The sequence below is a fragment of the Rhizobium sp. 32-5/1 genome, from assembly GCF_029537235.1.
Classification (GTDB): domain Bacteria; phylum Pseudomonadota; class Alphaproteobacteria; order Rhizobiales; family Rhizobiaceae; genus Pararhizobium.
This window is the reverse complement of record NZ_CP120638.1, coordinates 851,508-865,092: the sequence shown is the minus strand read 5'-3', so window position 1 is coordinate 865,092 and position 13,585 is coordinate 851,508. Positions and strand designations below refer to the sequence as shown.

The 13,585-nt window shown below is 63.9% G+C and carries 13 protein-coding genes and 3 pseudogenes; 15 read left to right on the top strand and 1 reads right to left on the bottom strand.

Features of this window, described 5'->3' with window-relative positions:
- Nucleotides 1-30 precede the first annotated feature (30 nt).
- The 11 genes and pseudogenes from P6U16_RS04495 to P6U16_RS04445 all read left to right on the top strand — a co-directional run bounded on the left by P6U16_RS04495 (nt 31) and on the right by P6U16_RS04445 (nt 6,874).
- Nucleotides 31-1,176, top strand: coding sequence for a phage portal protein (locus P6U16_RS04495; RefSeq protein ID WP_277702766.1), 1,146 nt, complete (start codon nt 31-33; stop codon nt 1,174-1,176).
- A gap of 277 nt (nt 1,177-1,453) precedes the next feature.
- Entirely contained in the window at nt 1,454-1,786 is a 333-nt protein-coding gene (locus P6U16_RS04490) for a DUF6107 family protein (RefSeq protein ID WP_277702765.1), read from the top strand.
- An 83-nt stretch (nt 1,787-1,869) separates the two neighbouring features.
- A pseudogene (locus P6U16_RS04485) lies at nt 1,870-2,449 on the top strand (HK97 family phage prohead protease).
- Nucleotides 2,446-3,708, top strand: coding sequence for a phage major capsid protein (locus tag P6U16_RS04480; RefSeq protein WP_277702764.1), 1,263 nt, complete (start codon nt 2,446-2,448; stop codon nt 3,706-3,708). The pseudogene P6U16_RS04485 and the gene P6U16_RS04480 overlap by 4 nt, the downstream one beginning before the upstream one ends.
- A 153-nt stretch (nt 3,709-3,861) precedes the next feature.
- Nucleotides 3,862-4,431 carry a head-tail connector protein gene (locus P6U16_RS04475; protein ID WP_277702763.1) on the top strand — a complete coding sequence of 190 codons (570 nt, stop codon included), beginning with the start codon at nt 3,862-3,864 and terminating at the stop codon, nt 4,429-4,431.
- 1 nt (nt 4,432) lies between these two features.
- Complete coding sequence (locus P6U16_RS04470) at nt 4,433-4,768, top strand: phage head closure protein (protein ID WP_277702762.1); 336 nt, start codon at nt 4,433-4,435, stop codon at nt 4,766-4,768.
- Nucleotides 4,765-5,163, top strand: a complete 399-nt coding sequence (locus P6U16_RS04465) for a DUF3168 domain-containing protein (protein WP_277702761.1) — start codon at nt 4,765-4,767, stop codon at nt 5,161-5,163. The genes P6U16_RS04470 and P6U16_RS04465 overlap by 4 nt, the downstream gene beginning before the upstream one ends.
- Nucleotides 5,164-5,236: 73 nt before the next feature.
- Nucleotides 5,237-5,644, top strand: coding sequence for a phage major tail protein, TP901-1 family (locus P6U16_RS04460; protein ID WP_277702760.1), 408 nt, complete (start codon nt 5,237-5,239; stop codon nt 5,642-5,644).
- Nucleotides 5,644-6,000 (top strand): gene transfer agent family protein, encoded by a 357-nt coding sequence (locus P6U16_RS04455; RefSeq protein ID WP_277702759.1) that lies wholly within the window; start codon nt 5,644-5,646, stop codon nt 5,998-6,000. Before P6U16_RS04460 ends, P6U16_RS04455 begins: the two co-directional genes overlap by 1 nt.
- 20 nt (nt 6,001-6,020) lie before the next feature.
- Nucleotides 6,021-6,146, top strand: coding sequence for a phage tail assembly chaperone (locus tag P6U16_RS28305; protein WP_349017674.1), 126 nt, complete (start codon nt 6,021-6,023; stop codon nt 6,144-6,146).
- Nucleotides 6,147-6,289: 143 nt separating this feature from the next.
- The gene (locus P6U16_RS04445) at nt 6,290-6,874 is read left to right on the top strand and encodes a phage tail tape measure protein (RefSeq protein WP_277702758.1); all 585 of its coding nucleotides are present in this window, start codon (nt 6,290-6,292) and stop codon (nt 6,872-6,874) included.
- A 122-nt stretch (nt 6,875-6,996) separates the two neighbouring features.
- Here P6U16_RS04445 and P6U16_RS04440 read toward each other — a convergent pair whose 3' ends face one another.
- Nucleotides 6,997-7,392, bottom strand: coding sequence for a hypothetical protein (locus tag P6U16_RS04440; RefSeq protein ID WP_277702757.1), 396 nt, complete (start codon nt 7,390-7,392; stop codon nt 6,997-6,999).
- Between the two features lie 236 nt (nt 7,393-7,628).
- Here P6U16_RS04440 and P6U16_RS04435 point away from each other — a divergent pair.
- The 4 genes and pseudogenes from P6U16_RS04435 to P6U16_RS04420 all read left to right on the top strand — a co-directional run bounded on the left by P6U16_RS04435 (nt 7,629) and on the right by P6U16_RS04420 (nt 13,585).
- Nucleotides 7,629-8,269, top strand: a pseudogene (locus tag P6U16_RS04435) (TIGR02217 family protein).
- Entirely contained in the window at nt 8,266-9,156 is an 891-nt protein-coding gene (locus P6U16_RS04430; protein ID WP_277702756.1) for a DUF2163 domain-containing protein, read from the top strand. The pseudogene P6U16_RS04435 and the gene P6U16_RS04430 overlap by 4 nt, the downstream one beginning before the upstream one ends.
- 130 nt (nt 9,157-9,286) lie before the next feature.
- Entirely contained in the window at nt 9,287-9,721 is a 435-nt protein-coding gene (locus P6U16_RS04425) for an NlpC/P60 family protein (RefSeq protein ID WP_277704002.1), read from the top strand.
- Between the two features lie 19 nt (nt 9,722-9,740).
- A pseudogene (locus P6U16_RS04420) lies at nt 9,741-13,585 on the top strand (glycoside hydrolase/phage tail family protein).

Genomic DNA, 13,585 nt, shown 5'->3' with positions numbered 1-13,585 from the left:
CGCTCTTTGAACGTCAAGGAACCCGACATCATGAAAAACCCATTTCGACTGCCGTGGCGGCGCCCGGCCGATCGAACACCCGAGGCCAAGGCTGCAACGGGCTTCATCGCGCTTTCGAAAGACGCGCGGGCGCACTGGACGGGCCGCACCTATGCCGGACTTTCCCGCGAGGGGTTCATGAAGAACCCGGCCGCGCATCGGGCCGTGCGGCTGATTTCGGAAGCGGCGGCATCGGTGCCGCTTTTGCTCTACGAAGGCACGCGGGAGGCAAGCGAACATCCGGTGCTGGCACTGCTTGCCCGACCGAACGGCCGGATGGGCGGCGTTGATTTCCTGGAGACGCTCTACGGCCATCTGCTCCTGTCCGGTAACGCCTATGTCGAGGCGCTCAAGGTCGGCGAGGAGGTTCGGGAACTGCATCTGCTGCGGCCGGACCGGGTTCGCATTCTCGAGGGACGTGACGGCTGGCCGGAGGCCTATGAATACCGGGTCGGCACACTTGTCCGCCGGCATGCCGCCGGAGAGGGCGGATTGCTGCACCTGCGGCTGTTTCATCCGCTCGACGACCATCTGGGATTTCCACCGCTGGAGGCAGCGCAGATGGCGCTCGATCTCTCCAATGCGGCCGCCACCTGGAACAAGGCGCTGCTCGACAATTCGGCGCGGCCATCCGGCGCGCTGGTCTACCAGCCGAAGGAGGGCGGCAATCTTTCGGCCGACCAGTATGAGCGATTGAGACAAGAACTCGACGAGGGCTATTCCGGGCCGATGCGCGCCGGGCGGCCGCTGTTGCTCGAAGGCGGTCTCGACTGGAAGGCGATGGGGCTTTCGCCGAAGGACATGGATTTTGTCGAGGCAAAGAACGGCGCTGCCCGTGACATCGCGCTCGCCTTCGGCGTGCCGCCGATGCTGCTCGGTATTCCCGGTGACGACACCTATGCCAACTACCAGGAGGCCAACCGGGCCTTCTATCGCCTGACCGTGCTGCCGATGCTGTTTCGCACGCTTTCGGCGCTGTCCGGCTGGTTCTCGGAAAACCTGGGCGAGACGCTGCGGCTGGTGCCTGACCTCGACGAAGTGGCGGGACTTGCGGCCGAGCGAGCGGAGGTCTGGGCCCGGCTGAAGGATGCGGATTTTCTCACCGATGAAGAAAAGCGACAGGCTGTGGGGTATTGAGGAGAAGAGGTTCGCTTGCTTGTCGATCGGCTTGTAGAAAATGACAATGCCTTGTTTTTTCATCAGGTTATCCAAGAAATTGGATTCTGATTCCGATGCGCGTTGAATCAATCCGTGAAGGTGTTGATTCAAGCTTTGAAGACAACCATCCAAGCGATTCAAAAGATTCAGAGAAATGGAACGGCTGACGCCGCGTCATGCCGCGGCTGACCTTGCGTCAGGCGGATCGAACGACTGTTTTGGTCGTGTTTAGACAATACCATCAAGGACTTAACAAATGGCTGATTTTGGCAATGACCCGGGGCTCTGGGCGGCCAGGGGTATTGGCTCTGCTGCCGGTGCCGCGGTGTCGCTGGTCTATATGCTGCCGAAGGGCAGGCAGGAGGCGGCATCGCGGTTTTTCACAGGGCTGATCTGCGGGCTGATTTTCGGCGGACCGGCCGGGCTTTGGCTCGTCTCGAAGCTCGGCATTGCCGGTGCTCTGTCGGGCACCGAGGTGATGCTCGCGGGGTCTGCGGCGACGAGCCTTTGCGCCTGGTGGGTGCTGGGCGCGGTGGCGCGCGTGGCGGAACGGTATGGGGGAAATGAGTGGGTAGTGGGTAGTGGGTAGCGAATAGTTGCCCCTCTATTGCTCTTGGGAAATCCCACTACCCACTATTCACTATTCGCTTTTTCCAACATCGGAGACATCCCATGACGACCGACAGCCTGCCTGTCTGGCGAACGAAGAAGTTTGCCAATCTGACGCTTTCCGGGGTGACCGGGGAGGGGCGCTTTTCCGGTTATGCGAGCATTTTCGGCGAGGTCGATCTCGGCAAGGATGCGATCGAGCCGGGGGCGTTTTCGCGCTCGCTGTCGCGGCGCGGCGCGGCCGGGGTGCGCATGCTTTTCCAGCACGATCCCGGCGAACCGCTCGGTGCCTGGAAGACGATCCGCGAGGATGCGCGGGCTCTATGTCGAGGGGCTGCTTTCGCCCGGCGTAGCACGCGCCCGGGAGGTACACCAGCTGATGAAGGCGGGGGCGCTTGACGGGCTCTCCATCGGTTTCCAGACCGTCAAGGCGAAGACCGACGGCAAGAGCGGCGTGCGCCGGATCCTTGAGGCCGACCTCTGGGAAATCTCGATCGTGACCTTCCCGATGCTGCCTTCGGCGCGCGTCTCGAACGTCAAGAATGCGCGGTGGTTCCGCGACCCCGAAACGGAGCTCGTGCGCAGAATGCGGCGGGCGACCCGGATGATGAAACTCCAAGCAGACAAGGACAGGATGAAATGACGGAAACAGCACCGAAGACACCGGCCGTGGCCCCCGAAATCAAGACCATGCCGGAGACGATGACGGCGGCCTTCGACGATTTCATGGGCGCCTTCGAGGCCTTCAAGGAAACCAACGACCGGCGGCTTTCCGAGCTTGAAACCAAGCTGACCGCCGATGTCGTGACCCGCGACAAGATGGACCGGGTGAACCGGGCGATGGACGAGCAGAAGCGGGTGCTCGACCAGCTTGTGCTGAAGAAGGCGCGGCCGGCGCTGGGCCGCAGCGACGTTTCGAGCATGGAGGCGGTCGAGCACAAGGCGGCGTTCGAAAGCTATATCCGCCGCGGCGACGAGCAGGGGCTGCGCGATCTCGAAGGCAAGGCTTTCTCGATCGGCTCTGCCACCGATGGCGGTTATCTCGTGCCGAATGAGACCGACACAGAGATCGGCCGCAGGCTTTCGGTCGTTTCGCCGATCCGGGCACTGGCGACCGTGCGCCAGGTCTCGGGCTCCGTGCTGAAGAAGCCGTTTGCGCTGGCCGGCATGGCGACGGGCTGGGTTTCGGAAACGGCGGCACGGCCGCAGACGACGACGCCGCAATTGGCCGAGCTTTCGTTTCCGACCATGGAGCTTTACGCCATGCCGGCGGCAACGGCGGCGCTACTTGACGATGCGGCGGTCGACATCGAAAGCTGGATTGCCTCGGAGGTGGACATTGCCTTCGGCGAACAGGAGGGAACGGCCTTTGTTTCGGGCGACGGCACCAACAAGCCGAAGGGGTTCCTGAGCTATACCAATGTCGCTGATGGCAGCTGGAGCTGGGGTAATATCGGCTATATCGCCACGGGAGCTGCCGGCGCCTTCAAGGCGAGCGGTCCCTCCGACACGCTGATCGACACGATCTATGCGCTGAAGGCTGGCCACCGCCAGAACGCCAGCTTCGTCATGAACCGCAAGGTGCAGGCGGAAATCCGCAAGTTCAAGGATGCCGATGGCAACTATCTCTGGCAGCCGCCGGCCGCGGCCGGCCAGGCGGCTTCGCTGATGGGCTTCCCGATCGCCGAGGCCGAGGACATGCCCGATATTGCCGCCAGCGCCCACGCGATCGCCTTCGGCAACTTCGCCGCCGGCTACCTGATTGTTGACCGCACGGGCGTGCGCGTGCTGCGCGATCCCTATTCGGCCAAGCCCTATGTGCTGTTCTACACGACCAAGCGCGTCGGCGGCGGCGTGCAGAATTTCGAGGCGATCAAGCTGGTGAAGTTTGCGGCCTCCTGAAATAGTCCCTCTTGAAAAACCGGGTGAGAGCCCTTTTTCAAGAAGTGTCGGCAGTTTGTGCCCGGCGGCCTTCCCTGCCGCCGGCGCACGAAGGCGGACGCGGCTTCCTCCCGCCGCGTCCGTCCCCTTATCGTTCAGCTGACGGAGACATCCATGACCATAACCGAACTGACGCCGCCCTCCGGCGAGCCGCTGACGCTTGCCGAGACGAAGGCGCATTTGCGCATTGATGGCGCGACCGAGGACAGCCTGATCGAGGATCTGATCCGGGCCGCGCGGCAGTCTCTGGAGCAGGCGACCGGGCTGGTCCTGATCAGCCGGACGTTTCGGCTCTACCGCGACGACTGGCCGGACGGGCCGGTGATTCAGATCGCGAAAAGCCCGGTGCAAAGCGTTGATGCGGTTACGGTTTACGATGCTGCCGGCCTGCCGCAGGAGCTGACCTTGACCGATGCCATTCTCGACGGGCGGTCGCGACCAGCGCGGCTGGTGCTGGCGCAGCGGCCCGTTGTCGAACGTGAGATCAACGGCATCGAGATCGATTTCACCGCCGGGTTCGGCGAGACGGGGACTGATATTCCCGACACGTTGAAGCGCGCCATGCTGCTGCACGTGGCGCTGCTTTATGAATGCCGCGGTGCGGTTTCAGTGGACAGCCAGCCGGCGGCGGTGCCGGCCGGATATGACAGGTTGATCGCGCCCTTCTGCCGGCGGGGGCTGTGACATGGATGCGGCGATCATTGATCCCGGCAGGCTGTCGGCCCGGCTGGAGCTGGAAATGCCGATGCCAGTCAGCGACGGCCAGGGCGGATCGGTGCCGGGCTATGCCATTGTCGGCTCGCTCTGGGCGATGATCGAACCCGTGTCGATGCCGGACAGCGAGCGGGCGGACGAGGCGGTGTTTTCCGTCACGCACCGAATCTGGGTCCGCTACCGTACCGACATCACGGCCGGCATGCGGTTTCGTAAAGGTTCACGGCTGTTCTTGATCCGGGCGCATTTCGACGCGGACGAGACACGCCGCTACCTCGTCTGCCGGTGTGAGGAGGCGGGGCTATGAGTGCGACACAGGCCCTGCAGGCGGCGATCTATGCGCGGCTGACCGGAGACGCAGCGCTGACGACATTGATCGGCGCGGTCGGCGTGCATGATCGGCTGCTGATCGCGCCAGCGCGGCCCTATGTGCGCATCGCAAACATCGAAACCCGCGACTGGTCGACGGCGAGCGAGCCCGGCGAGGAGCATCTGCTGACGCTGGAGGCCCGCAGCGGCGAGGGTGGAAACCGTGTCGTGCAGGAGATTGCAGCGCGCATCCGCGTGCTGCTCGACGATGCGGCGCTCGCCTTGACCGGTGCGGTCCTCGTCAACCTGCGCCACCAGAAAACCCGCACCGGGCGCGATGCCAAGGGCAAGGGGCATGTGGCGGAGATGGTGTTCCGGGCGTTGACGGAGTGATCCGGTCTTCGGTGTAGATTTAAGGTTCAGGCGTCCCCAGGGGCGCTTTTTTCGTTTCAGGAAAGGACATTCCATGGTGGCGCAGAAGGGCAAGGATCTTCTCTTGAAGATCGACAATGGCGGAAGTTACGCGACGGTGGCGGGGTTGCGGTCGAAGCGGCTCGCCTTCAATGCCGAGACTGTCGATGTGACCGATGCGGAATCGGCAGGGCGCTGGCGCGAGCTTCTGGGCGGCGCCGGCGTGCAGCGGGCCTCGCTTTCCGGCGCCGGCATCTTCAAGGACCAGAGTTCGGATGCCTTGGTGCGCGCGTCGTTCTTCAACGGCTCGATCCTCAACTGGCAGGTCGTCATTCCGGATTTCGGCACGCTGACGGGTCTCTTCCAGGTGACGGCGCTTGAATATTCCGGGCAGTATAATGGCGAGGTGCAGTTCGAAATGGCGCTGGAATCGGCCGGCGCCCTGACATTTGCGGTGCTGTGATGGGGCGAAACGGGGCGACCGGGCGGGCCAACCGGCATCGCGGCGAGATCGAGGCTGTCATCGACGGGGAGCGGCGCATTCTCTGCCTGACGCTCGCCGGCCTCGCCGAGCTGGAAACGGCCTTTGCGGCGGACAACCTGATGGATCTTGCGACGCGGTTTTCCGCCGGCAGCCTCAAGGCGAACGATATCATCCGCATCCTGAGCGCCGGCCTGCGTGGCGGCGGCAATATCGTCTCCGACGAGGATGTGGCGATGATGACTATCGAGGGCGGTCTGGCCGGCATGGCCCGCCTTACCGGCGAACTACTGGCGGCGACATTCGGCGAGACGCAGGAGGCCGCAGCAAACCCTTAGATGCCGCAGCGGGCGCGCGGATGACGGGCAGCCGGGCCTTCCCCTGGGCCGATGTCCTGCATCTCGGATTGTGCCTGCTGCGGCTGTCTCCGACCAATTTCTGGGCGATGACGCCGAGAGAGTTTTTGTGGCCAGCGGCGGGCTGAAGCTGCGTTTGCCGGTTCCGGACCGCTCCGCGCTGGAGGCGTTGATGGGGGCGTTTCCGGATGGGGAAGTGAATAGCGAATAGTGAGTAACCAGTGGTTGGGGCTTTGGTGCGGGGCCTGACATCCGGATCAAGGAGAGTGACATGGTCGAGACGACGGATTTTGCGGCGGCGACGGACGAGGCGGAGGCTTTGAAGGCTGTGTTGTCCGATCTTGAGGGGCGGTCGCGCTCGTTCGGGTCGGCGCTGACCGGGGCGCTGGTGTCGGCGACCCGCGGCGGCAAGGGGCTGGAGGATGTGCTGAAAAGTGCCGGCCTGCGGCTGAGCGAAATTGCGTTGTCGGCCGGGCTGAAACCGTTTGAAGGGCTGCTTGGATCGGCGCTCACCGGCCTCGCCGGCAATCTTGCCAGTGGTTTGGGCCACGCGACGGCCTTTGCCGGAGGCGGCGTGCCCGGGCGGGTGACGCCGTTTGCGGAGGGCGGGATCGTTTCTGCGCCAACCTATTTTCCGATGGGCGGTGATTTTGGCCTGATGGGCGAGGCGGGATCAGAGGCGATCCTGCCGCTGAAACGCGGATCGGACGGCTCGCTAGGCGTTGCCGGCGGCGGAGGCGCGATGAACGTTGTCTTCAATGTGACCGCAACGGATGCGCAGAGCTTTCGGAAGTCCGAAGGACAGATTGCGGCCATGCTGACGCGGACGGTTTCGCGCGGGCGGCGGGGGATGTGAGGGGTATGTACCCATCACCCTCAGATAGTTTGATGGGAGCTGAATCACGTTAATTGTGGGTGTGGGTATCCGACGTGATTACCGTGAAAGGTGGATTTTAGATGAGGCGCCGACACTCGCCTTCAAAACTTTGGCCATTTCCGCTTTGGCGCTTGAGCTGCGACTGCGATTGAGTTTTTGTCCCGCACATCAATGTTGATCACGTGACAGGCCGCGAATGGCAGTTCGATACCGCGCCAGAACTCCTCGTTTTCGTCTATTGCGTCTGGGTCGTTGTCCAAAATGCCGAGATAGCCGCCGTCCACACGTTCGCGCACAAGCACCCACATCCGCTCCACTGCAACCGGAGTGTGCGGATCATCTATGCTTATACGGAAAATCAGCTTTGCGAAGTCGCCTGGCTGCAGCCCTTCGCGAGTCTCGCGATCAGGAATCCAAAAGGTCTCGGGCGCTGCGCGATGATATTCCTCCCCATCTTCTAAGCACCAACCGTCTATATCGAAATCAGGTTTTCGCATGAAAAAGAGCTACCGTATCGGACAGAGTTCTACAATCCAGCTTTCGGCCAACAGCGCGCAAAAGGATGTCGGCATGAAACGAACCACAAACCCACCACCCCCACAGAGGGCGTGGTTCTTAGATATGGGCGACAGAGGACGCCACCTGCGTATTACGGCGTCGACACTCTCCGACAGTTGAATTTTAAGCGCTCTCGCTTGCGCATCAACACTCCCCCACACACGGAAAAAACACCATGCCAACAGGATTTCATGAAGTCCGGTTTCCGCTTCGTCTTGCCTTGGGGACGAGTGGGGGCCGGTGCGGCGGACGGATATTGTCAGTCTTTCGAACGGGCGGGAAAACCGCAATCGGCGGTGGCGGGATGCAAGGCGGCAGTATGATGCGGGGTCGGGGATCAAGTCGGTCGAGGACCTCTATGCCGTCCTGTCGTTCTTCGAGGCGCGGGCGGGGCAGCTTTACGGGTTCCGTTTCCGCGATCCCGTCGACTGGAAATCCTGCGGGCCGCTGGAGACCATCACCGCCGGAGACCAGATCATCGGGACGGGGGATGGCGTCATTGCCGGCTTTCCGCTGACCAAGACCTATGCCGATGCGGGCGGGGCCTCGGTGCGGGCGATCGAAAAGCCGGTGGCTGACAGCGTCGTCGTTTCGGTGGGTGGCGTCGTGGCGTTGCCCGGCGACTTTGCGGTGGACGAGGCGACGGGGCTGGTGACCTTCGGGCCGGGGAAAATTCCGGCGGCCGGCGCAGTGGTGCGGGCGGGCTACGCGTTCGATGTGCCGGTGCGGTTCGATACGGACCGGATCGATATCGATCTGGCGCAGTTTCAGGCGGGACGCATCCCGTCGATCCCCTTGGTGGAGATCCGGCCATGAGACAGGTTCCTTCAGCCCTTGCCGAGCATCTTTCTGGTGATGCGACGACAGTTTGCCATGCCTGGCGCGTTACGCGTCGCGACGGGGTGGTGCTCGGCTTTACCGAGCATGACCGCGATCTTGTGTTTGCCGGCACGGCGTTTCTGGCGGCGAGCGGATTTCAGGCCAGCGACGCGGAGGCGACTGCCGGGCTCTCGGTCGAGGCGAGCGAGATTGCCGGCGGCTTTTCGAGCGTAGCGATCAGCGAAGCGGACGTGCTGGCCGGGCGCTACGACGGCGCGCGGGTCGAGGTGTTTCTGGTCAACTGGCAGGTGCCTGATGATCATATGTTGTTGCGTGTGCAGGAGATCGGCGAGGTGACGCGAGCGGGCGGGGCGTTTCGGGCCGAATTGCGGCGGCTGACGCACAGGCTAGATCAGGTGCAGGGCCGGATCTACAGCCGGCGCTGCGACGCCGTGCTCGGCGACGCGCGCTGCAAGGTCAACATCGATGTTTCTCCCTGGAGGGCCGAAGGCGTGGTGACGGGCTGGCTCGGTGCGACGCGGTTGATTGTGGACGGCATTGGCGCGGCCGAGGCAGGGTTTTATCGCTATGGCACGATGAGGTTTCTGGGCGGGGCCGCCGCCGGGCAAAGCGTTGATATCGAAAATCACGGCAAGGATGGGGACGACGTGATGCTGTCGTTGTGGCTGCCACCTTCGGTGCCGGTTGCCGTTGGCGATACGTTCGAGATCCGGGCCGGCTGCGACAAGAGCTTTGCCACCTGCGAGGACAAATTTTCCAATCCGCTGAACTTTCAAGGGTTTCCGCATATGCCGGGCGCGGACTTTGCCCTTGGTTATGCCGATGGCGACAGCGTGCATGACGGGCGGCCGCTGTATGGGTGAGGGACGGCGGTTGAGCGAGTTCGTGAGTTTGGGAGGAAGGACCCCTCCCCAACCCTCCCCACAAGGGGGAGGGAGCGATGCGGTGATTGGCGTTGAGCCCGTCTTTCTCTCGGAGACCATTCCTTGCAACATCGCGTTTGCGGACCGGGTCGTTGCATCGGCGCGGAGCTGGATCGGCACGCCCTATCGGCATCAGGCGAGCTTGCAGGGTGTCGGTTGCGATTGTCTGGGGTTGGTGCGCGGTGTCTGGCGCGAACTCTATGGCGCGGAGCCGGAATTGCCGCCGGCCTATCAGCCCGACTGGGCGGAGCGCGGCACAGACGATGCGCTGATGGCGGCGGCGATCCGGCATTTCGGTCCGGCCTTGCCGCGCGAGGCCATGGAAAGCGGCGACCTCCTGCTGTTTCGCTGGCGTCCCGGCATGCCGGCCAAACATGCCGGGATTCTGAGCGCTGCCGATCGCTTCATTCACGCCTATGAGCAGGCGGCGGTGATCGAATCCGCTCTGGTGCCTTCGTGGCGGCGGCGGATCGCCGGTGTTTTCCGGTTTCCGGACACGATCTAAATTCTCCCTGGAGTAGACCATGGCAACCATTCTCCTGCAGGCGGCGGGTGCGGCGCTCGGCAGCGTTTTTGGCCCTGTCGGCGCCGTGCTCGGCCGGGCGGTTGGTGCGCTGGCGGGATCGGCGCTCGACCGCTCGATCATCAACGGCATGACGACGGTGCGCGGCACGAGGCTGGGTGACGCGCGCATTCCGGGCGCCGACGAAGGCACGGCAATCACGCGCGCTTACGGAACCGTGCGGATCGGCGGCACGCTGATCTGGGCGACCCGCTTCGAGGAAGAAGTTCGCTCCGAGCGGCAGGGCGGCAAGGCGAGCGGACCACGGGTCGAGACCTTCCGCTACTACGCCAATTTTGCACTCGGGATCTGCGAGGGCGAGATTGCCCATGTGCGCAGGGTCTGGGCGGATGGACGCGAACTCGACCTGACCGGCATCGAGATGCGTATCCACAAAGGCACGTCGGCGCAAATGCCGGACCCGCTGATCGAGGCCAAGCAGGGGACGGGCAAGGCGCCGGCCTATCGCGGGCTTGCTTATGCGGTGTTCGAGCGCTTTCCGCTCGATGCCTATGGCAACCGCATCCCGGTTATTCAGTTCGAGGTGCTGCGTCCCGTTGGAACGCTGGAGACGTCGATCCGGGCGGTGACGCTCATTCCGGGGTCCAGCGAGCATGGTTACGATCCAGAGGTTGTCACCGAACGCACGGGTGCCGGCGAGAGCCGCCGGATCAACCGCAACGTTTATCACGCCGCATCGGACTTTGAGGCGTCGATCGACGAATTGCAGGCGCTGTGTCCCCATCTGGAGCGGGTGGCGTTGGTCGTTTCCTGGTTCGGCACGGATCTGCGGGCGGGACATTGCCGGATCGTTCCGGGTGTGGAGACGCCGGTGCGGGACCATGAAAGCACGGCCTGGTCTGTATCAGGCATTTCGCGCGGTGATGCCCACGCGATCAGCAGCAATGGCGGCGGGCCGGCCTACGGGGGCACGCCGAGCGATGCCAGCGTGGTGGCGGCGATTGCCGATCTCAAGGCGCGGGGGCTGAAGGTATACCTCTACCCCTTCGTGATGATGGACATTGCCTCTGAGAACACGCTGCCAAACCCCTATGGCGGAACGGGGCAGCCGGCCTATCCCTGGCGCGGGCGCATCACCTGTTATCCGGCCAGCGGCGAGCCTGATAGCACGGATAAAACGGCGGCAGCACGCGCTGAGGTCGAGGCTTTTTGCGGGACCGCGGAAGCGGCTGATTTTTCGGTCTCCGGCAAGAGCGTGGTTTCGACTGCTGCGGACGAGGGGTATCGGCGGCTTATTCTGCACTATGCCCTGCTGGCGCAGGCAGCCGGCGGTGTCGATGGCTTTATCATCGGCTCGGAACTGCGCGGGCTGACAAGGCTTCGCGACGATGCCGGAACCTTCCCCTTTGTCGAGGCGCTGGTGGCACTGGCGAGTGATGTCAGGGATGTTGTCGGTGGGGGAACGAAGCTCACCTACGGCGCCGACTGGAGCGAGTATTTCGGCTATCACCCGGCCGATGGCACGAGTGAGGTGCACTACAATCTCGATCCGCTCTGGGCGAGCGCGGCGATCGATGCCGTCGGCATCGACAACTACATGCCGCTGTCGGACTGGCGTGACGGAGATATGGAGAGCGGCAATCCGGACGGGTTTCGGCTTGCCGAGGACCGCGACGCGATGGCCGCTATGGTGCTTTCGGGCGAAGGCTACGACTGGTTTTACGCCTCCGACGCCGACCGTAGAAACCGGGTGCGAACGCCGATCACGGACGGGCTTGGCGGAAAGCCCTGGATCTATCGGTACAAGGATCTGGAGAGCTGGTGGAGCGAGCCGCACCACGATCGCATCGGTGGCGTGGAACTGACAAGCCCGACGGTATGGGTGCCGGGGGCAAAGCCGATCTGGTTTACCGAGGCCGGCTGCCCGGCGATCGACAAGGGGGCGAACCAGCCGAACGTCTTCACCGATCCGAAATCCTCGGAGACGGCGGTGCCGTATTTTTCAAGTGGTGGGCGCTGTGACGCAATGCAGCGGGCGTTTCTCGACGCGCAACTCGGCTTCTGGTCGTCGCTCGAGGCACCCGACTGCGTCGATCCGGATCATATCTTCGTCTGGACCTGGGATGCGCGGCCGCTGCCGGCCTTTCCCGAGAATACCGAAGTCTGGTCTGACGGGGGCAATTGGCAGACGGGACACTGGCTGAACGGGCGGCTGGGGGCAGGCACCGCCGCCGAAGTGATCCGCGCCATTTTGACGGACCATGGGTTCGAGGCCGCCGACACGAGCTGCGTCGGCGGCGATCTTGGCGGCTATGTGCAGGCGGAGCAGGGCTCTGCCCGCGAGGTGCTGGAGCCGCTGATGGCGGCGCTGCAGATCGATGCGGTGGAAGATGGCACGATCTTGCGTTTCCGCTCGCGGATGCGGCTGGCGGCACCTGCGACAAATATTTCGGTGCTCGCTGATCTTGCCGATCAGGCATTGGTCGAGGAGGTGCGCGGGCATGACAGCGACTATGCCGGCGAGGCCATACTCGACCATTTCGATACCCGCAAGGATTATGAAAAGACCACGGCGCGATCCCGCAGCACATCGCCGGGCAATGATCGGGTGCTGCGCCTGTCGCTCTCCGGCGTGCTGCACGAGGGGCTGCCATGGCCGCTGTCGAGGACGGGCTGCGGGATCATCAGGCGACGCGGCGCAGCGCGCGGTTTTCGCTGTCGCCGGCGGCGGTTGCGCTGGAGCCGGGAGATGTGGTGACGCTGGACGAGGGGCCGGACGGTACTTTCCTGATCACCCGGATCGAGGATGGTGCGGTCCGCAGCGTCGAGGCGCGGGGATACGTCGCGTCGGGCGGGAATGGGGCGCCGGTCTCAATGGCTATCAGCCGTCCGCGCCGGCATGTTTCGGATGGCTTCGATCCTGTCGTTCACCTCATGGACCTGCCGCAATACGAGGCGGGCGATACGGCTGGCTTTGCGCGGGCCGCGGTGTTCTCGCGACCGTGGCATACGGTCATGCTTTCGTCCTCGGCGGGGCTGGATGGCTATCGGGCGCGGGCGCGGCTGGACCAGCCGGCGCAGACCGGCGTGCTCGCGCAGGCGCTGTTGCCGGGAGTCAGCGGGCGGTTCGATCCGGCGGGCGTTGTCGTGCTCGACCTGCATTTCGGCGGGCTTTCCTCGGCATCGACGATCGCCGTGCTCACCGGGCAGAACCGTATCGCCGTTCGCGCGCAGAACGGGATCTGGGAAGTGATCGGCTTTTGCATGGCGGAAGAAGTTTCGGCCGGGCGCTGGCAGCTTTCCGGGCTGCTGCGCGGACTGCATGGCACCGAAGACGCGATGATGGCAGGAGCGGTGCCGGGCGCTGCAACGGTGGTGCTCAATTCCACGGTCAAGGCGCTGGGGCTTGCCACCAGCGAGGTGGGCCAGGAAATGAACTGGATCACTGAGACGACCGGACAGGTGGCAGGGCCTGTGGGGCCGTTTTCGTTTGTCGGCGGGCTGAGGGCCGAGACACCAATCGCGCCGGTGCACCTCAAAGCATGGCGGCAGGAAACGGGCGATGTCCGCTTTTCCTGGACGAGGCGCGCCCGGCGGGACGCCGATCACTGGCTGGACGGTGATATCGCGCTGGACGAACCGCAGGAGCGCTACCGCATCGACATCCTCGACGGGGCAGCGATCATGCGCAGCATCGAGGTTTCTCAGCCGGACTATCTCTATTCCGTCAGTGACGAACTGGCCGATTTCGGAGCCGTCCAGATGGCGGTCTCGATCCGCGTGCAACAGGTCGGTGCGAAGGTTGCGCAGGGCGTTGCAGCATCCGCCTTACTTGCCGTCGGATGA